Origin of the sequence: Paenacidovorax caeni (assembly GCF_001298675.1) — a bacterium.
Lineage (GTDB): Bacteria > Pseudomonadota > Gammaproteobacteria > Burkholderiales > Burkholderiaceae_C > Paenacidovorax > Paenacidovorax caeni.
Window position 1 is genome coordinate 36801 of the sequence record NZ_CYIG01000006.1, and the last position, 16904, is coordinate 53704.

General features: G+C 63.4%; 15 protein-coding genes. 3 read left to right on the forward strand and 12 right to left on the reverse strand.

Going from position 1 to position 16904, the window contains the following annotated elements:
• Positions 1-13: 13 nt before the first annotated feature.
• From BN2503_RS03805 to BN2503_RS03825, 5 genes are all read right to left on the reverse strand, one after another.
• The gene (locus tag BN2503_RS03805; RefSeq protein ID WP_074930181.1) at positions 14-709 is read right to left on the reverse strand and encodes a hypothetical protein; all 696 of its coding nucleotides are present in this window, start codon (positions 707-709) and stop codon (positions 14-16) included.
• Between the two features lie 37 nt (positions 710-746).
• Positions 747-1844 carry a cell division protein ZapE gene (zapE, locus tag BN2503_RS03810; RefSeq protein ID WP_054255322.1) on the reverse strand — a complete coding sequence of 366 codons (1098 nt, stop codon included), beginning with the start codon at positions 1842-1844 and terminating at the stop codon, positions 747-749.
• Positions 1845-1926: 82 nt separating this feature from the next.
• Positions 1927-3354 carry a dihydrolipoyl dehydrogenase gene (lpdA, locus tag BN2503_RS03815; RefSeq protein WP_054255323.1) on the reverse strand — a complete coding sequence of 476 codons (1428 nt, stop codon included), beginning with the start codon at positions 3352-3354 and terminating at the stop codon, positions 1927-1929.
• A gap of 84 nt (positions 3355-3438) precedes the next feature.
• The gene (gene odhB, locus BN2503_RS03820) at positions 3439-4704 is read right to left on the reverse strand and encodes a 2-oxoglutarate dehydrogenase complex dihydrolipoyllysine-residue succinyltransferase (RefSeq protein WP_054255324.1); all 1266 of its coding nucleotides are present in this window, start codon (positions 4702-4704) and stop codon (positions 3439-3441) included.
• A 52-nt stretch (positions 4705-4756) separates the two neighbouring features.
• Entirely contained in the window at positions 4757-7633 is a 2877-nt protein-coding gene (locus BN2503_RS03825) for a 2-oxoglutarate dehydrogenase E1 component (RefSeq protein ID WP_054255325.1), read from the reverse strand.
• Between the two features lie 207 nt (positions 7634-7840).
• Here BN2503_RS03825 and BN2503_RS03830 point away from each other — a divergent pair, with 207 nt between their 5' ends.
• Positions 7841-8902: an AI-2E family transporter gene (locus BN2503_RS03830; protein WP_054255326.1), complete on the forward strand. Its 1062-nt coding sequence runs from the start codon at positions 7841-7843 to the stop codon at positions 8900-8902.
• Between the two features lie 25 nt (positions 8903-8927).
• Here the strand turns inward: BN2503_RS03830 and BN2503_RS03835 are convergent, their stop codons facing one another.
• The 5 genes from BN2503_RS03835 to BN2503_RS03855 all read right to left on the reverse strand — a co-directional run bounded on the left by BN2503_RS03835 (position 8928) and on the right by BN2503_RS03855 (position 14386).
• On the reverse strand, positions 8928-9428 hold the full coding sequence (locus tag BN2503_RS03835; protein ID WP_082366491.1) for a GNAT family N-acetyltransferase: 501 nt from the start codon (positions 9426-9428) through the stop codon (positions 8928-8930).
• A gap of 5 nt (positions 9429-9433) precedes the next feature.
• A complete protein-coding gene (gene glmM, locus BN2503_RS03840) occupies positions 9434-10768 on the reverse strand; it encodes a phosphoglucosamine mutase (protein ID WP_054255328.1) in 1335 nt (444 codons plus the stop codon).
• A complete protein-coding gene (gene folP / locus BN2503_RS03845; protein ID WP_054255329.1) occupies positions 10765-11616 on the reverse strand; it encodes a dihydropteroate synthase in 852 nt (283 codons plus the stop codon). Before folP ends, glmM begins: the two co-directional genes overlap by 4 nt.
• Positions 11617-11687: 71 nt before the next feature.
• Positions 11688-13610 carry an ATP-dependent zinc metalloprotease FtsH gene (ftsH, locus tag BN2503_RS03850; protein ID WP_054255330.1) on the reverse strand — a complete coding sequence of 641 codons (1923 nt, stop codon included), beginning with the start codon at positions 13608-13610 and terminating at the stop codon, positions 11688-11690.
• Positions 13611-13732: 122 nt separating this feature from the next.
• The gene (locus tag BN2503_RS03855) at positions 13733-14386 is read right to left on the reverse strand and encodes an RlmE family RNA methyltransferase (protein ID WP_054255331.1); all 654 of its coding nucleotides are present in this window, start codon (positions 14384-14386) and stop codon (positions 13733-13735) included.
• Positions 14387-14418: 32 nt separating this feature from the next.
• On the opposite strand from BN2503_RS03855, the gene BN2503_RS03860 reads away from it, so the two are divergent.
• Together BN2503_RS03860 and BN2503_RS03865 are read left to right on the forward strand one after the other, a co-directional pair.
• A complete protein-coding gene (locus tag BN2503_RS03860; protein ID WP_054255332.1) occupies positions 14419-14892 on the forward strand; it encodes a YhbY family RNA-binding protein in 474 nt (157 codons plus the stop codon).
• The gene (locus BN2503_RS03865) at positions 14892-15653 is read left to right on the forward strand and encodes a hypothetical protein (RefSeq protein WP_054255333.1); all 762 of its coding nucleotides are present in this window, start codon (positions 14892-14894) and stop codon (positions 15651-15653) included. The genes BN2503_RS03860 and BN2503_RS03865 overlap by 1 nt, the downstream gene beginning before the upstream one ends.
• 304 nt (positions 15654-15957) lie before the next feature.
• Here the strand turns inward: BN2503_RS03865 and BN2503_RS03870 are convergent, their stop codons facing one another.
• Together BN2503_RS03870 and greA are read right to left on the reverse strand one after the other, a co-directional pair.
• Positions 15958-16368, reverse strand: a complete 411-nt coding sequence (locus BN2503_RS03870; protein ID WP_054255334.1) for a DUF4149 domain-containing protein — start codon at positions 16366-16368, stop codon at positions 15958-15960.
• Positions 16369-16384: 16 nt separating this feature from the next.
• Positions 16385-16861, reverse strand: a complete 477-nt coding sequence (gene greA, locus BN2503_RS03875; RefSeq protein ID WP_054255335.1) for a transcription elongation factor GreA — start codon at positions 16859-16861, stop codon at positions 16385-16387.
• Positions 16862-16904: the final 43 nt, after the last annotated feature.

The window sequence follows — 16904 nt, forward strand, 5'->3', positions numbered from 1 at the left end:
AGCACTCAAGCACTCAAGGCTGGCCGCCAGGAACCGGCAGGCTCGCGGCTGGCTTGCGCCCCTGGGCAGCGTCTTCGGCGGCCTCCTGGCGGTGCTTCTCGCGGCGTTCCTGCGCTTGCTTTTGCTTGGCTTCGTAGCGTTCGCGCGCCTCGGCTTCGCGCGTGCGGGCGGCCGCGGCGCGCTGGGCGTTTTCGGCCGCCTTGGACTGGGCATGGGCCTTTTGGCGCTCGGCGCGCTCACGCGCTTGGGCATCGCGGTTTATGCGCTCCTGTACCGCCATCCTGGGCGCTGGTGCGCGCGGCACGGCGCCGGCTGCGGCGTCCTGCGCGGCCCGCTGTTTTTCCTCGATGGTGCGTAGGCGATCGGCCGTGCGCTCGCGGCGCTCGGCATCACTGATGGCTTGCTCCTCGCGGCGCAAGCGCGTCTGCGCCTCACGGTCGCGTGCCCGCACCTGGGACAGGCAATCCTCCACGGCAAAGCGCTGGTAGCACGCGGCCTCAGCTGCCTGCCGCTCTTGCGCCAGGGCCTCGCGCTCGCTGGCGATGCGCGCACGCGTCTGCGCGCGCTGCGCCTGGAGGGCTGACGGCGCGGCTTGCGCCGCTTCGCCCGGGGCTGCCCCCTGCTGCGCACGCACCGGCGCGGCGGCCAGCAGGCAGGCGGCAAGGCAGACAACCAGCACGCGGGGTGAGAAAGGGAGAAAACGTTTCATAACGGCATTTTCCCTGCTCCGCACACAGCCTGCCGCCTCACGTCAAACCGGTGTCCACCACGCGCCGCTCCAGCTGCAGGTATTCCTTCGACTGCATTTCGTTGAGGCGCGATACGGTACGCGGAAACTCGTGGGCCAGCGGGCCTTCGGTGTAGATGTCTTCGGGCGGCACGGCCGCTGACACGACGAGCTTGACGCGCCGGTCGTAGAGTACGTCCACCAGCCAGGTGAAGCGCCGCGCGGGCGAGGCCATGTTGACCGGCAGGTGCGGCACGCCCGACAGCAGCACGGTGTGGAACTGCGTGGCAATTTCCAGGTAGTCGTTCTGCGAGCGCGGCCCGCCGCAGAGCTCACGGAAGTCGAACCACACCACGCCGCCAGCCCGGCGCAGGGCACGGATCTCACGCGCCTCGATGTGCAGCACCGGATCCTCGTCATGGACTTCGGCCAACTGGTCGAACATGGCGGCCATGGCGGCGTCGGCTTCAGGCCCTAGCGGGCAGTGGTAAAGCTTGGCGTTTTCCAGCGTACGGCGGCGGTAGTCGGTGCCGTTGTCCACATTGATCACTTCCATGCGCTCGTTGAGCAGCGCAATGGCGGGCAGGATCCGGTCGCGGTGCAGTCCGCCGGGGTACAGCCCGTCGGGCTCGAAGTTGGACGTGGTGACAAAGCCAACGCCGTTATCGAACAACGCCACCAGCAGGCGGTGCAGGATCATGGCGTCGGTGATGTCGGCGACGTGGAATTCATCGAAGCAGATGAGCTTGTAGCGCTTGGCGATGCGCGCGCCCAGCACGTCGAGCGGATTCTGCGTGCCCTGCAGCACGGCCAGCTCGCGGTGCACCTCGCGCATGAATTCGTGGAAGTGCAAACGCACCTTGCGCTTGAGCGGCACGGCGTTGAAGAAGCAGTCCATGAGAAAGCTCTTGCCGCGCCCCACGCCGCCGTACATGTACACGCCACGCGGAATCTCGGGGCGGTTGATGAGTTTCTTCAGGGCGTTGGAGCGGCGCTGCTTGTAGCCGCGCCACTCCTGCGCACAGCGCTCCAAGGCATCGACGGCGCGCAGCTGCGCCGGGTCGCTGTGAAAACCCTTGGCGGCCAGTTCCGCCTCGTATGCCTGCCTGACGTTCACCCGCAATCTCCTTGTTTATCAAAAAGAATAGCTGCCAGCGCTTGTCTGGCAAGCGCTGGCAGCCATTTTCATCATGAACTTATCAGAAGTTCAGGGTGCGCTTGTCAACGGCCAGGGCCGCTTCCTTGGTAGCTTCCGAGAGCGAGGGGTGGGCATGGCAGATGCGCGCGATGTCCTCGGCGCTGGCCTTGAACTCCATGGCCACCACGGCCTCGGAGATCAGTTCGGAGGCCATCGGGCCCACGATGTGCACGCCCAGGATTTCGTCGGTGGCGGCATCGGCCAGGAACTTGACCATGCCGGTCGTGTCGCCCAGCGCGCGCGCGCGGCCGTTGGCCAGGAACGGGAACGTACCGGCCTTGTACTTCACGCCGTCGGCCTTGAGCTGCTGCTCGGTGCGGCCCACCCACGCGATCTCGGGGCTGGTATAGATCACCCAGGGGATGGTGTTGAAGTTGACATGGCCATGCTGGCCCGCGATGCGCTCGGCCACGGCCACGCCCTCTTCCTCGGCCTTGTGCGCCAGCATGGGGCCGCGCACCACGTCGCCCACGGCCCAGACGCCCGGCAGGTTGGTCTTGCAGTCAGCGTCGACCACGATGGCGCCGCGCTCGTCGAGCTGCAGGCCCACAGCTTCGGTGTTCAAGCCAATCGTGTTGGGCACGCGGCCGATCGAAACGATGAGCTTGTCAACTTGAAGCGTCTGGGCTTCGCCCTTGGCGTTGGTGTAGGCAATGCTGACGCCCTTCTTGGCCGACTTGATGTCGCCAATCTTCACTCCCAGCTCAATCTTCAGGCCTTGCTTGTCGAACGCCTTCTTGGCTTCCTTGGCAATTTGCTCGTCCACGGCACCCAGGAAGGTCGGCAGGCCTTCGAGGATGGTGACGTCGGCACCCAGACGGCGCCACACGCTGCCCATTTCCAGGCCAATCACGCCCGAGCCGATCACACCCAGCTTCTTAGGCACGGCGCCCACGCGCAGCGCGCCGTCGTTGGACAGCACGTTGACTTCGTCAAATGCAACGCCCGGCAGCGCGCGGGCGTTGGAGCCGGTGGCCACGATGACCTGCTTGCCTACCAGGGTTTCGCTGGCTGCACCCTCGACCTTGATTTCGTAGCCGCCTTCGACGGCCTTGGAGAACGCGCCACGGCCATGGAAGAAGCTGACCTTGTTCTTCTTGAACAGGTACAGGATGCCGTCGTTGTTCTGCTTCACAACGGTGTCCTTGCGGCCGATCATGGTGGCCACGTCCATGGTCACCTTGCCGGTGCTGATGCCGTGCTCGGCAAAGTGCTTGGTGGCATGCTCGAAGTGCTCGGACGACTGCAGCAGCGCCTTGGAGGGAATGCAGCCCACGTTGGTGCAGGTGCCGCCCGGAGCGGGGCCGCCGTTGTCGTTCTTCCACTCGTCGATACAGGCGACCTGCATGCCCAGCTGGGCCGCGCGGATGGCGGCGATGTAGCCGCCAGGGCCTGCGCCGATCACGATGACGTCGAATTGCTTGCTCATGGTTACTTCAGTGTGAGATGAGAAAAAACCCACCGCAGGGCTTGGCCGAGGGTGGGTTGGGAGACGTGAACCCTGCTTTCAGGATTACAGGTCGAACAGCAGGCGCGAAGGATCTTCCAGCGCATCCTTCATGGCGACGAGACCCAGCACGGCTTCGCGGCCGTCGATGATGCGGTGGTCGTAGGACATGGCGAGGTAGTTCATCGGGCGCACGACGACCTGGCCGTTTTCGACCACGGCGCGGTCCTTGGTGGCGTGCACGCCCAGAATGGCCGACTGCGGCGGGTTGATGATGGGGGTGGACATCATCGAGCCGAAGGTGCCGCCGTTGGAGATGGAGAAGGTGCCACCGGTCATTTCTTCAATGCCCAGCTTGCCTTCAGCAGCCTTCTTGCCGAACTCCGCGATCTTCTTCTCGATGTCGGCGAAGCTCATCTGGTCGGCGTTGCGCAAAATGGGCACCACCAGACCACGGGGCGAGCCCACGGCGATACCGATGTCGAAGTAGCCGTGGTACACGATGTCGGTGCCGTCCACCGAGGCGTTGAGCACCGGGTACTTCTTCAGGGCATGCACGGCAGCCTTCACGAAGAAGGACATGAAGCCCAGCTTGACACCGTGCTCCTTGGTAAACGCGTCCTGGAACTTCTTGCGCAGGTCCATCACCGGGGCCATGTTCACTTCGTTGAACGTTGTCAGGATGGCGTTGGTGGACTGCGATTGCAGCAGACGCTCGGCCACACGGGCACGCAGGCGGCTCATGGGCACGCGCTGCTCGGGGCGCTCGCCCAGGTCTTGCGCGGCAGACGGTGCAGCCACCTGGGGCAGTGCCTTGGTGGGCACGCCGGTTGGAATGACTGCAGCCGTGGACTTCACGCCACCGGCCACGGCGGCCAAGGCGTCGCCCTTGGTCACGCGGCCATCTTTGCCGGTACCGGCAACAGCAGAGGCAGGGATGTTGGCTTCGGACAGGATCTTGGCGGCGGCAGGCATGGCCACGCCGCCCTTGTTGCCACCCGCAGCGGCCGCTGGTGCAGCCGCAGCAGCAGTTGCAGGAGCTGCTGCCGCAGGCGCGGGGGCAGCCGCCGGGGCAGCAGCACCCGCCACAGCCTCGGTGTCGATCTTGGCGATGAGCTGGTCGGCGGCCACGGTGGCGCCATCGGCCTGCACGATCTCGGCCAACACGCCAGCAGCGGGCGCGGGCACTTCGAGCACAACCTTGTCGGTCTCGATTTCGATCAGGATTTCATCGGCTGCCACAGCTTCGCCGGGCTTTTTCTTCCACTGCAGCAGGGTGGCCTCGGCCACGGATTCAGACAGCTGGGGGACCTTGACTTCAACGATTGCCATTTTGAATTCTTTCCAATGCGATGTTTTGTACTGAGAACGTGGGTTCGCGGCCTTACTTGGTCAGCACAAAACCCTTGAGCTTGGCGAACGCGGCTTCCACCAGGTTCTTCTGCTGCTCGGCGTGCAGGTGGGCGTAGCCAACGGCAGGCGAAGCCGAGGCGGCACGACCAGCGTAGCCGAGCTTCTGGCCGGCCAGCATGTTCTCGTGGATGTTGTGCTGGATGAAGAACCAGGCACCCTGGTTCTGCGGCTCGTCCTGGCACCACACGATCTCGGTCGCCTTGGCGTACTTCTTCACCTCGGCAGCGAATGCCTTGTGCGGGAACGGATAGAGCTGCTCCACGCGGATGATGGCCACGTCCTGCGCGCCCTTCTCGGCACGCTTCTTCACCAAGTCGTAGTACACCTTGCCCGAGCAGGCGATCACGCGCTTAACCTTGGCGGCGTTCTTGACGATGGCTTCGTCCTGCTCGCCAATCACGGTCTGGAAACCGCCCTTGGTGAATTCGGACAGCGGCGACGTGGCGTCCTTGTTACGCAGCAGCGACTTGGGCGTCATGATGACCAGCGGCTTGCGCAGGTTGCGCACCATCTGGCGGCGCAGCACGTGGAAGATCTGGCTGGCCGTGGTCGGCTGCACGATCTGCATGTTGGTGTCAGCGGCCAGCTGCATGAAGCGCTCCAGGCGGGCCGAGCTGTGCTCGGGGCCCTGGCCTTCGTAGCCGTGCGGCAACATCAGCGTGATGCCGTTGACACGGCCCCACTTGACTTCGCCCGAGGCGATGAACTGGTCGATCACCACCTGCGCGCCATTGGCGAAATCGCCGAACTGCGCTTCCCAGATCACCAGGGTATTGGGGTCGTTCGAGGCGTAGCCGTATTCGAAGGCCAGCACGGCTTCTTCGGACAGGATGGAGTCGATGACGACGAACGGCGCCTGGTTTTCGGCCACGTTCTGCAGGGGCACGTAGGAGCCCACATCCCACTTCTCGCGCTTTTGGTCGTGGATCACGGCGTGGCGGTGCGTGAAGGTGCCACGGCCGCAGTCCTCGCCAGACAGGCGCACGGGGTAGCCCGATGCGACCAGCGACGCGAACGCCATGTGCTCGCCCATGCCCCAGTCCACGTTGACCTCGCCACGGCCCATGGCGGCGCGGTCGTCATAGACCTTCTTCACCAGGGTGTGCGGCGTAACGCTTTCGGGAATGGTGGTGATCTTCTCAGCCAGACGCTTCCACTCGGTCAGAGGAATCGCGGTGTCGGCTGCGTCGCTCCACGTCTGGCCCAGGAACGGGCTCCAGTCCACGGCGTACTTGCTCTTGAAATTGGTCAGCACAGGATCAACCGTGTGCTTGCCTGCATCCATGGCGGCACGGTAGGCCTTGGCCATGTCGTCGCCCAGGCTCTCGCCCAGGCCCTGGGCGGCGAGCTTGTCGGCGTACAGCTTGCGCGTACCGGGATGCTGGGCGATCTTCTTGTACATCAGCGGCTGGGTGAGCATGGGGGTGTCCTGCTCGTTATGGCCCAGCTTGCGATAACAGACGATGTCCACCACCACGTCCTTGGAGAACTCCATGCGGTACTCCAGCGCCAGCTGCATGGCCAAGCACACGGACTCTGGATCATCGCCGTTCACGTGCAGCACAGGCGACTCGATCATCTTCACGATGTCCGTGCAGTACAGCGTGGAGCGCAGGTCACGCGGATCAGAGGTGGTGAAACCGATCTGGTTGTTGATGATGATGTGCACCGTGCCGCCCGTGGTGTAGCCACGGGTTTCCGACAGTGCCAGGGTTTCCTGGTTCACGCCCTGGCCAGCGAACGCGGCGTCGCCGTGCACCAGCACGGGCAGCACCTGCTTGCCCTTGGGATCGCCGCGACGGTCCATGCGCGAACGCACCGACCCCTCGACCACGGGGTTGACGATTTCAAGGTGCGAGGGGTTGAACGCCAGGCTCAGGTGCACAGGGCCACCGGGGGTGGACACATCGGAGCTGAAGCCCTGGTGGTACTTCACGTCGCCTGCGGGCAGGTCCTCAGGCGCGGTGTGGTCGAACTCGGCGAACAGATCCTTGGGCATCTTGCCCAGGGTGTTGACCAGCACGTTCAGACGGCCGCGATGGGCCATGCCGATCACCACCTCCTGAACGCCCTTGGAACCAGCATCCTGGATCAGCTCGTCCATGGCCGCGATGAAGCTCTCACCGCCCTCGAGAGAGAAACGCTTCTGGCCGACGTACTTGGTGTGCAGGTAGCGCTCAAGGCCCTCGGCGGCTGTCAGGCGGTCAAGGATGCGCTTCTTCTTGTCGGCATTGAATGCCGGCTTGCTGCGAATGCTCTCCAGCTTCTGCTGCCACCAGCGCTTCTGGTTCTGGTTGGTGGCGTACATGTACTCGGCGCCGATGGTGCCGCAGTAGGTCTCGCGCAGCGCGTTGATCAGCTCGCGCAGGGGCATCTTGTCCTTGCCGAAGAAGGTGTTGCTCGTGTCGAACACCGTTTCTTGGTCGGCATCGCTGAAGCCGTAGAAGGACGGCTCCAGTTCGGGAATCTGGGGGCGCTCGGCGCGCTTGAGGGGATCGAGGTCGGCCCAGCGCGCACCGACGTTGCGGTAGGCGGCGATGAGTTGTTGCACGGCGGTGCGCTTACGCCCCATCTCGGCATCGGCACTGGCCACCACCACCTTGGTTCCGCCTTGCTTGGCACGCTCGGCAAAAGCGTTGATCACGGGCTGGTGGGGCACATCCCGCGCATCCGTCCCATCCGAAGCGGGAACATGTTGCAATGCATCAAAGTACTCGCGCCAGGAGTCGGGCACGCTGCCCGGATTGGCAAGGTAGTTCTCGTACATCTCTTCGACATAGGGCGCATTGCCGCCGAAGAGGTAGGTGTTGCCCTGGTAGGCTTGGTAAACGGACGTTGTCTCGCTCATATTTCGCTGACCTCCGTCTCCCTGAAGGAGACATGAGCTGGTTGGTAAACCTTCCGCGACACGGCTGAACCGGTTGGCGGATGCGACTGTGGCTGGGGAAGGGCCTTGGGTTGCAGCAGATATTGTGCCACCGAACGCAGCTACGGGTCAGGGATGATCGCAGGCCAGGTCGCGTACAGTCGGGTACTCGCAACTCTCAGCTGGTCCATGCCCTTCTCCAAGCTGCAAAACCGCACTTTTCTGGCGCTGCTGATCGCAGTCACCATCGCATTCCTTGCGATCCTTTGGCCATTCCATGGGGCAGTGTTCTGGGCCATGGTGCTGGCCATCCTGTTCATGCCACTGCACCGGCGCCTCCTACAGCGCATGCCGGGGCGCCCCAACATGGCCGCGCTTTGCACGCTGTGCCTGTGCCTGCTCCTGGTGATCCTGCCCATGGCGCTGATCAGCCTCTCACTGGTTCAGGAAGCGGCGCAGGTGTACGAGCGCATGCGCTCCGGCCAGCTCAACTTCGGCAGCTATGCGCAGCAGATCTTCAGCGCATTGCCCGAATGGGCCACCCAACTGCTGGCCCACTTCCACCTGTCCTCGCTGTCGGAGCTGCAGGAGAAGTTCTCAAGCGCTGCCGTCCAGGCCAGCCAGTTTCTGGCCACCAAGGCACTGAACATCGGCCAGGACACACTGGGATTCATCGTCAGCGTCGGCATCATGCTCTACCTGCTGTTCTTCCTGCTGCGCGACGGCGTGGCACTGGGCCGGCGGGTGCGCCAGGCGATCCCACTGGACGAAGCGCACAAACGCAACCTCGCGAGCAAGTTCACGACCGTGGTGCGCGCCACGGTGAAGGGCAACATTGTGGTCGCGGCATCGCAGGGCGCACTGGGCGGCCTGATCTTTTGGGTACTGGGCATCCAGGCGCCGGTTCTCTGGGGCGTGCTCATGGCCTTCCTCTCGCTGCTGCCAGCGGTGGGGGCCAGCCTGATTTGGATGCCGGTGGCGCTGTACTACCTGGCCACCGGCGCCGTCGCCCAGGGTGCGATCCTGATTGCCTACGGCATCTTTGTCATCGGGCTGGTGGACAACCTGCTGCGCCCGCTGCTGGTCGGCAAGGACACCAAGCTACCCGACTACATGGTGCTGATATCGACCCTGGGCGGCATGTCGCTGTTCGGTCTCACAGGCTTCGTCATCGGCCCCGCGATTGCGGCACTGTTCGTAGCCACTTGGGGCCTATTCACCCAGGATGTGGGGGAAGATAGGCAGGAGTGACACGCGCGCCCCATGCCGTAGCCGGTCAGTCCAGCCACTTCTGCATGAACTGCGCCTGCCCCATGGCGGGGTCGAGGGTATAGCCCGCGAAGCCTTCACGCTCGTAAGCACGGACCGCGGGCAGGTTGCCCTGCAGCACTTCCAGCGTGAGCTTGCACGCGCCGCGCTCACGCGCCACGCGCTCCACGACTGCCAGCATCTGCTGCGTCACGCGGCGCCCGCGCCATGCCTGCAACACCGCAACATCGTGCACGTTGACCAGCAGCCGGCAAGCAAAGGTGGAGAACCCTTCCAGGCAGTTGATCAGTCCGACCGGCAACTCTTCGGCATCAGCACCATCCCGCGCCCAGGCAATGACACTGAAAGCCCCTTGGCGCTGCCGCAGGGCCTGTGGCAAACACGCCTTCACCTCGGGCGCCAGGGGCTCACCACCCCCCGCAGGATCGCGGGCATAGGCGTCAAGTAACGTCACCAACGCCTGCGCATCACGCGGGTTGGCATAGTCCACAACACGCACATCCACCATGGCCGTCATCCGGCACGGGCCGCATCGGCCAGACGTTGAGCACAAGCACTGGCCTGCGTCTGATCCTGCGCCTCGACCATGACACGCAGCAGCGGCTCGGTCCCGCTGGCCCGGATCAGCACGCGTCCGCAACCGTCCAGCTCTGCCTCCACTGCGGCAGTTTCCCGTGCCAGCAATGTGTTGGCACGCCAGTCCTGGCCGGGCTGCAAGCGCACATTGAGTAGCACCTGCGGGAACAACTCCACACCCGCCAGCAGCTCAGCCATCCCCTGCCCACTGCGCACACAAGCTTGCAGCACCTGCAGGGCGCTGATCAAACCATCGCCGGTGGTGTGCTTGTCCAGCGCCAAAAGGTGGCCCGAGCCCTCGCCACCCAGCAGCCAGCCATGGCGCGACAGTTCCTCCAGCACGTAGCGGTCGCCAACCTTGGCTCGCACCAGCTTCACACCCTGGGCGCGCAGTGCCAGCTCCACGGCCATGTTGGTCATCTGGGTACCCACCACGCCAGGCACCAGCTCATCGCGCACCATGCGCTCGCGCGCCAGCAGGTACAACAGCTCGTCACCATTGAACAGGCGCCCGCTGCCATCAACCATTTGCAGGCGGTCCGCATCGCCATCCAGGGCGATACCGAAGTCCGCATGGTTGGCGCGCACCGCACGCACCAGCGCATCCGGGTGGGTCGCACCCACCTCCTGGTTGATGTTCAAGCCATCAGGCGCACAGCCAATCGGCACCACGTCGGCACCCAGCTCGTGGAACACCTTGGGCGCGATCTGGTAGGCCGCGCCATGTGCCGCATCCACCACGATGCGCAGGCCCTTGAGCGTAAGGTCATTGGCAAACGTGCTCTTGCAGAACTCGATGTAGCGGCCTGCCGCATCGTCCAGGCGGCGCGCCTTGCCCAGGCTTGCCGAGTCGACCCACACCGGCGGTTCGTCCATGGCTGCTTCGACCGCAAGCTCCCATGCATCAGGCAGCTTGGAGCCAGAAGCACTGAAAAATTTGATGCCGTTGTCCGCATACGGGTTGTGGCTGGCGCTGATAACCACGCCCAGGCTGGCGCGCTGGGCACGCGTCAGGTACGCCACACCAGGCGTAGGCAACGGGCCAAGCAGCACCACATCGACCCCGGCCGAGTTGAAGCCAGACTCCAAGGCGGCCTCCAGCATGTAGCCCGAGATGCGAGTGTCCTTGCCAATCAGCACCGTGGGGCGCTCCTCACTGCGACGCAATACACGCCCGACGGCGTGGGCCAAGCGCAGCACAAAATCCGGTGTAATGGGCGGCTGCCCTACGGTGCCTCGAATGCCGTCGGTGCCAAAGTATTTGCGTGTCATTGGGGTTCCCCTCCGTTTGCTTCTTGTTCCTGCATGGCCTGCCACACGGCCAGTGCCGCCACGGTCTCACGCACGTCATGCACCCGTACGATGGGTGCGCCTTGCTGCACTGCCAACAGAGCTGCGGCCACGCTCGGGATCAAGCGTTCACCCACCTCCAGCCCCGTTACAGCACCCAACGACGACTTGCGCGACCACCCCGCCAGCACCGGGTAGCCAGACGCCCGCAGTGCCTGCTGCCGCGCCAACAGTGCGAAGTTCTGCGCCACGGTCTTGCCAAAGCCGATACCCGGATCCAGCACAATACGGGCCTTTTCAACCCCCAGCCCTTGCAGGGCCTGCGCCTGCAGCTCTAAAAACGAGAGCACCTGGGGGAGCACATCGCCCTCCATGGGTACCGCCTGCATGGTCTGCGGATCGCGGTGCATGTGCATCAAGCACACGCCGCAGGTTGGGTGCGCCGCAACGGTCTGTGCCGCACCAGGCTGGCGCAGGGCCCAGATGTCATTGACGATATCGGCCCCCAGGTCGAGCACCTGCTGCATCACGGCGCTTTTGTAAGTGTCAACCGAAACCGGAACCCCCAGGCGCACGGCCTCGCGCACAACAGGGAGCACACGCGCCAGCTCTTCTTCCAGCGGTACGGCCGGGCTGCCGGGGCGCGTTGATTCGCCACCGATGTCCAATATGTGGGCCCCCTCCTGCAGAAGACGCTCACAGTGGCGCAACGCAGCCTGCACGCCTGCATGGCGCCCGCCATCGGAAAACGAATCCGGAGTGGCATTGACAATGCCCATGACCTGCGGACGCGCCAGATCGATACGGAAGCGGGAGGTTTGCCAGAACATGGACACGAGAAACCAAAAACGGGGCCTTCAAAGCCCCGTTGGATGGAAGGTTGACAACCTTGGAAGGTGTTTCAGGCCGCCGTGGGGGCCGGGTCGGTCTTCACAGCAGGTGTTCCGCCACTGGGGCCATCACCCCCCGAAGACGGGGTGCGCGGCGTCCAGTCCTTGGGCGGACGGGGCTCGCGGCCTGCCATGATGTCTTCCAGCTGCTCGGCATCGATGGTTTCCCAGTCGAGCATCGCCTTCGCCATGGCGTGCATCTTGTCGGAATGTTGCTCGATCAGGCGACGCGCCAGGGCATACTGCTCGTCGATGATGCGGCGCACCTCGGCATCGACCTTCTGCATGGTCTCTTCCGAGATGTTGGTGGTCTTGGTCACCGAGCGGCCCAGGAATACTTCGCCTTCGTTTTCGGCATAGACCATAGGCCCCAGTGCTTCGCTCATGCCATAACGCATGACCATGTCACGTGCAATGTGCGTGGCGCGCTCGAAGTCATTGCTGGCACCCGTAGTCATCTGGTGCATGAACACTTCTTCAGCGATACGGCCACCAAACAGCATGGCGATCTGGTTCAGCATGTACTCCTTGTCGTAGGAGTAGCGGTCCTTCTCGGGCAGGCTCATGGTCACGCCCAGGGCACGGCCGCGCGGGATGATGGTGACCTTGTGGACCGGATCGCACTTGGGCAGCAGCTTGCCGATGAGGGCGTGGCCGGCCTCGTGGTAAGCCGTGTTGCGGCGCTCCTCCTCGGGCATGACCATGCTCTTGCGCTCGGGGCCCATGATGATCTTGTCCTTCGCCTTCTCGAAGTCCTGCATCTCGACCACGCGCGCATTACGGCGCGCTGCCATCAAGGCAGCCTCATTGCACAGGTTGGCCAGATCAGCGCCGCTCATACCCGGAGTACCCCGGGCAATGATGGCCGGATTTACATCCTGCCCAGCGGGAATTTTGCGCATGTGCACGCCCAGGATCTGCTCACGTCCCCGAATGTCGGGCAGTGTCACGTAGACCTGGCGGTCGAAGCGTCCGGGGCGCAGCAGGGCCGCGTCCAGGATGTCGGGGCGGTTGGTGGCGGCCACGACGATCACACCCAGGTTGGTCTCGAAACCGTCCATCTCGACGAGCATCTGGTTCAGCGTCTGCTCACGCTCATCGTTTCCGCCGCCCAGGCCAGCGCCACGCTGGCGGCCCACCGCGTCAATTTCGTCAATGAAAATGATGCAAGGGGCGTTCTTCTTGGCGTTCTCAAACATGTCCCGCACACGGGCCGCGCCCACGCCGACGAACATCTCCACGAAGTCGGAGCCCGAGATACTGAAGAACGGCACCTTGGCCTCGCCGGCAATGGACTTGGCCAACAGCGTTTTACCCGTGCCGGGGGGGCCAACCAGCAGCAGACCGCGCGGAATGCGGCCACCGAGTTTCTGGAACTTCTGCGGATCTTTCAGAAAGTCGACGACCTCCTTCACCTCTTCCTTGGCTTCGTCACAGCCCGCGACGTCTGCGAAGGTAACGGTGTTGTTGTTCTCATCGAGCATGCGCGCCTTGCTCTTGCCGAAGCTGAAGGCGCCCCCCTTGCCGCCGCCTTGCATCTGGCGCATGAAATAAATCCACACGCCGATCAGCAACAACATCGGGCCCCAGCTGACGAGCAACGTCATCAGCAGGGAGCCCTCCTCGCGCGGCTTGACGTCGAACTTGACGTTGCTGTTGATCAGGTCACCCACCAGGCCACGATCGAGATAGGTGGCCGTCGTGCGAACCTTGCGGTCATCGTTGGTGGTGGCGACGATCTCGGTGCTGCCGCCAGGTCCTTCTTGGATGATGGCGCTCCTGATGCGGTTGTTACGAACCTCGTCGAGGAACTCCGAATAGGCCATGTGGCCCGCATTGGCACCCACACGGGTGTCAAACTGTTTGAACACCGTGAACAGCACCATGGCGATAACCAGCCATACGGCAACTTTAGAAAACCACTGATTGTTCAAGCGGGAGCTCCAGAATTCAAAGAAGATGGGCAGACATGCCCTGATTCAGCTGAGGTTCTATTCTAGGGTTTCAAGCCCAACCCCACCCCTTTACCCTAGCAAGGGCCATGGGCACAACATGCCTATTTGAGGCCAATGCCAACCAGAAAAGTTTCCGACGATTTGTCGCGCGAGGCCTTGGGCTTGATCGGCTTGACCACCTTGAAGCTATCCTTGAACAGTTGCACCAACTGTGTGTAGCCGCTGCCATGGAACAGCTTGACCACCAGCGCGCCTTCAGGCTTCATGTGGTGCTGCGCAAAATCGACCGCCAATTCGATCAAGTGGGCAATGCGCGCCGCATCGATCGAATCCACACCTGAGAGATTCGGCGCCATATCGGACACGACGGCGTCCGCCAGCCGGCCTTGCAGGGCCTGCTGCAGCTGCGCAAGCACACTGTCTTCACGGAAATCGCCCTGGATAAAGGCCACCCCTTCGATCGGCTCCATGGGCAGTAGATCCAGGCCAATGATGGTGCCATTGAGCTGCCCAGCCGCAGCCCCCCCGGGCGACAGGCGACGGCGCAAGTACTGGCTCCATGCGCCTGGCGCACACCCCAGATCGACCACCGTATCACCCGGCCGAATCAGTCCGAGCTGCTCGTCGATTTCCTTAAGTTTGTAGGCGGCGCGGGCGCGGTAGCCGTCTTTCTGAGCGGCTTTCACATAGGGGTCGTTGACATGCTGGTTCAGCCACGCCTTGTTGACCTTCTTACTCTTGGTCTTTACTTTCATTGCAATTACGTCCTCACGGGATAATACGCTCCATGCCCCAAATTCAATTGACCCCTGCCGAGCGCCGGGAACACCGCGCCAACGCCCATCATCTTGACCCAGTGGTCATGATCGGAGGCGATGGCCTCACGCCCGCCGCCCAGAAGGAAATCGACGCTGCACTGAACGCCCACGGCCTCATCAAGGTACGTGTATTCGGCGATGACCGTGCTGCACGCGAGGCGATGTACCAACAGCTCGCTGACGACCTCAACGCCGCTCCCATCCAGCATATCGGCAAGTTACTGGTGTTCTGGCGTCCCCAGCCTGACAAGGAAAAAACGCTCGATGAAGACCGCAAGCCCGGCCCGCGTGACGTCAAGGTGCTCAAGTTCGGCCGCCCCGGCCAGCGGCCGGAAGTCAAGCAGCTGCGCGTACTCGGCAACCAGCGCCTGACCGCCGGCGGCCAAATCAAACGCGCCAAAAAACCCAAGAAAAAATCCATCAAGAAGGGCCAGGCCGACTGATGGGCGCTTCCGAAACAGCGCAGCGCCATGTGCTGTGCATGAAGTGGGGCACCAAGTACGGCCCCGAATACGTCAACCGCCTCTACGCCATGGTGCGCCGCCACCTGAGCGGCAGCTTCAACTTCGTCTGCCTGACTGACGACGCCACCGGCATTCGGCCCGAGGTACAGTGCTTGCCTATCCCGCCGCTGAACCTGCATCTGAAGCCAGGCCAACGCGATGGTGCATGGAAGAAGCTCACCACCTTCGAGGCAGACCTGCACGGCCTGCGCGGCACGGCGCTGTTCCTTGATGTGGACGTGGTCATCGTCGGCTCGCTCGACGCATTTTTCGAGTACCCGGGCGATTTCCTCATCATCCACGACTACCCGCGCTTCTGGCGCTTCGGCAAGCGCATCACGGGTAACTCGTCGGTTTACCGCTTCCAGTTGGGCGCACATGCCGACGTGCTCGAATACTTTCGCACCCACATGGAAGAAGTGCAGGCAAACAATCGCAACGAGCAAACCTTCCTCTCGCGCTACCTGCACAAGCAGGGCAAGCTGGCCTACTGGCCCACAGGCTGGTGCCCGAGCTTCAAGTACCACGGCATACCCTCCTGGCCACTGAACTACTGGCGCGAGCCCTGCGTGCCAGAGGGAGCGCGCATCATGATCTTCCACGGCGAATGCAACCCGCCTGACGCGCTCGCCGGGCGGCGCAACAAGCGCCTGGGATTCATCCGACCCGCACGCTGGGTGGCGCAGCACTGGCGCGAATGACGCTGTGCCAGATGGCAGGGGACTGAAAAAAGCGCCCTGCCCAGCACGGCAGGGCTTGGTCTTCAGCACAAAGCACGCCCTTGTCCTCGAAAGCCCGCCCTTGCGACCGCCATCCAGCACTGGACTGCCACCATGCGCACTGGAATCACGGATGCTGGCGCACAGAAGGTATTCCCTGCTCGGGCAACGCGAAGGCAAGCAAGGGGACCCGCCACAGCTTGCCAACCTGCACGGCTGCAGGCCGTTCGGGGCAATCCTGGATTGAGGATCTGTCGGACGAAATGGGTTCTCCAGGCTTTTGCTATCACCTTCGCGGTGTCAGGCGCCACAGCACCACCGCCGCACAGGCCCACTGCAACACGTACAGCACCGACCCGAGGCTGTGCCATAGCTTGAGGCTCTCTCGCGCGACGATGCGGGGAGCCACGCCGTACTGAACCAGCAAGGCGAACAACAACCCGGCAACTACAAAACCGATAGCTTCCCGCGCCCACTCCTCAAGCGTTTCAACCCCTTTTTTCCTTGAAAGCACAAGCAGGGCAAGGCAGCAAACCACGGACACCCAGGTCTGTGCAGCGAACAATTGGGCCGCCATATTGCCCGCCATAGCGGGCGTAGGCAGGTGGACGAACAACAACGGCACAGCCATGAAACCAATCGCCGAGAGGCTCCCCCACCACAGGGCAGCTGCGAATTGGGGCAGACGCTGGGCCATGCTGCGACTTTACGCTTCAGAGATAGCTGACCGACACCACTTCGTAGCGGCGCAGACCGCCGGGTGCCTGCACTTCTGCGGTGTCACCCTCCTCCTTGCCGATCAGCGCACGCGCGATCGGGCTGGAGACGTTGATGAGGCCGAGCTTCAGGTCGGCTTCATCCTCGCCAACGATTTGGTACTTCACGGTCTCGCCGCTGTCCTCGTCTTCCAGCTCCACCGTGGCGCCGAAAACCACACGGCCGCCAGCGTCGAGCTGCGAGGGGTCGATGATCTGCGCGGCCGAGAGCTTGCCCTCGACTTCCTGGATGCGGCCCTCAATGAAGCCCTGGCGGTCCTTGGCGGCTTCGTACTCGGCGTTCTCACTCAGGTCACCCTGGGCGCGCGCCTCGGCGATGGCGGCGATGACGGCGGGGCGGTCCACGGTCTTAAGGCGGTGGAGCTCTTCCTTGAGCTTCTCGGCGCCGCGCTTGGTGATGGGAATGGTGGCCATTGCAAAGTCTCCATGCTCAACAAACCGGCCGCTTCCTTGATGG

Bases quoted from the DNA above. Each gene is read 5' to 3' on its own strand.
- greA (WP_054255335.1), bottom strand. From the start codon at position 16,861: ATGGCCACCATTCCCATCACCAAGCGCGGCGCCGAGAAGCTCAAGGAA.
- BN2503_RS03835 (WP_082366491.1), bottom strand. From the start codon at position 9,428: ATGGTGGATGTGCGTGTTGTGGACTATGCCAACCCGCGTGATGCGCAG.
- BN2503_RS03870 (WP_054255334.1), bottom strand. From the start codon at position 16,368: ATGGCCCAGCGTCTGCCCCAATTCGCAGCTGCCCTGTGGTGGGGGAGC.
- odhB (WP_054255324.1), bottom strand. From the start codon at position 4,704: ATGGCAATCGTTGAAGTCAAGGTCCCCCAGCTGTCTGAATCCGTGGCC.
- BN2503_RS03860 (WP_054255332.1), top strand. From the start codon at position 14,419: ATGCCCCAAATTCAATTGACCCCTGCCGAGCGCCGGGAACACCGCGCC.
- BN2503_RS03805 (WP_074930181.1), bottom strand. From the start codon at position 709: ATGAAACGTTTTCTCCCTTTCTCACCCCGCGTGCTGGTTGTCTGCCTT.
- BN2503_RS03825 (WP_054255325.1), bottom strand. From the start codon at position 7,633: ATGAGCGAGACAACGTCCGTTTACCAAGCCTACCAGGGCAACACCTAC.
- folP (WP_054255329.1), bottom strand. From the start codon at position 11,616: ATGTTCTGGCAAACCTCCCGCTTCCGTATCGATCTGGCGCGTCCGCAG.
- BN2503_RS03855 (WP_054255331.1), bottom strand. From the start codon at position 14,386: ATGAAAGTAAAGACCAAGAGTAAGAAGGTCAACAAGGCGTGGCTGAAC.
- lpdA (WP_054255323.1), bottom strand. From the start codon at position 3,354: ATGAGCAAGCAATTCGACGTCATCGTGATCGGCGCAGGCCCTGGCGGC.
- BN2503_RS03865 (WP_054255333.1), top strand. From the start codon at position 14,892: ATGGGCGCTTCCGAAACAGCGCAGCGCCATGTGCTGTGCATGAAGTGG.
- glmM (WP_054255328.1), bottom strand. From the start codon at position 10,768: ATGACACGCAAATACTTTGGCACCGACGGCATTCGAGGCACCGTAGGG.
- BN2503_RS03830 (WP_054255326.1), top strand. From the start codon at position 7,841: ATGCCCTTCTCCAAGCTGCAAAACCGCACTTTTCTGGCGCTGCTGATC.